An 844-nucleotide genomic window follows, 5' to 3' on the forward strand; every position below is an offset into this window, starting at 1 on the left:
ACTCAAACGTGGGGCCTGGCCGTCGAGCCTGCGCAGTTTATCCAAGCTCTCCAGGACTTTACTCAGCCGCATCTGGATGGCTACACGGTCTGGTTAGTGGAGTGGAATCAGCAGATTTACCTCGGTGCCGAACAATGGCCATGGCCTGATGTTGCCCCAACCACCTTGGTGTTTGATGTCGACGGCGAGGACATCGCCTTATGAGCAGCGAAGCCCTCGGCGAACACGACCGCATGATTCAAGCCATGATCATGCCCGGCACCGTTGTGGGGGTAGATCTGGTCGCGGGCAAGGTACGCGTTGAGTCGCGTGGCTGGGTTAGTCCGTGGGTTCGCTGGCACAGCGTTGCAGCTGGTAAGGCGCGGCACTGGCGAGCACCCAGCCTGAACGAGCAGGGTACGTTGATCAATCCGAGCGGCGTGCCCGGTCTCGGGCGGTTTATTCCTGGGCTGTATAGCGATGCCGGTGCCCAGCCGGACAACCGGGATCACGTAGAAGTCTGGCGCTTTGATGACGGCGGCTCGCTGGTTTACGACTGGAAAGCCAAGACGTATGAAATCACGCTGCCGACCGGCACCGTCACCATCAAGGTCGGCGGATCCTCGGTAGTCGTCTCGGATAACGCCATATCGGTCCGGTCTGCGGCCATCACCCTGAACGGTCCAACCGAGATCAACGGCACGTTACGCGTGACGGGTGATATCCACGGCGGCGGCAAAATCATCGATACGGGCGGTAACACGCCAAATCACAAGCACTGATGTTCCCAATATCCACCCGCCTTGAGCGGGTTTTTTATGCCAGGAGGAAACCCTATGGCTGCCAACAAAACGACTGATAAACC

The 844-nt window shown here is 58.8% G+C and carries 1 protein-coding gene and 1 pseudogene; both read left to right on the forward strand.

Annotated features, from left to right (window positions below):
- Positions 1–204, forward strand: a pseudogene (locus AUC60_RS27325) (hypothetical protein); the annotation flags it as partial.
- A complete protein-coding gene (locus AUC60_RS27330; RefSeq protein ID WP_087274700.1) occupies positions 201–761 on the forward strand; it encodes a phage baseplate assembly protein V in 561 nt (186 codons plus the stop codon). The pseudogene AUC60_RS27325 and the gene AUC60_RS27330, both read left to right, overlap by 4 nt.
- The last annotated feature ends 83 nt before the right edge of the window (positions 762–844 follow it).

This window comes from Pseudomonas caspiana (assembly GCF_002158995.1).
Lineage (GTDB): Bacteria > Pseudomonadota > Gammaproteobacteria > Pseudomonadales > Pseudomonadaceae > Aquipseudomonas > Aquipseudomonas caspiana.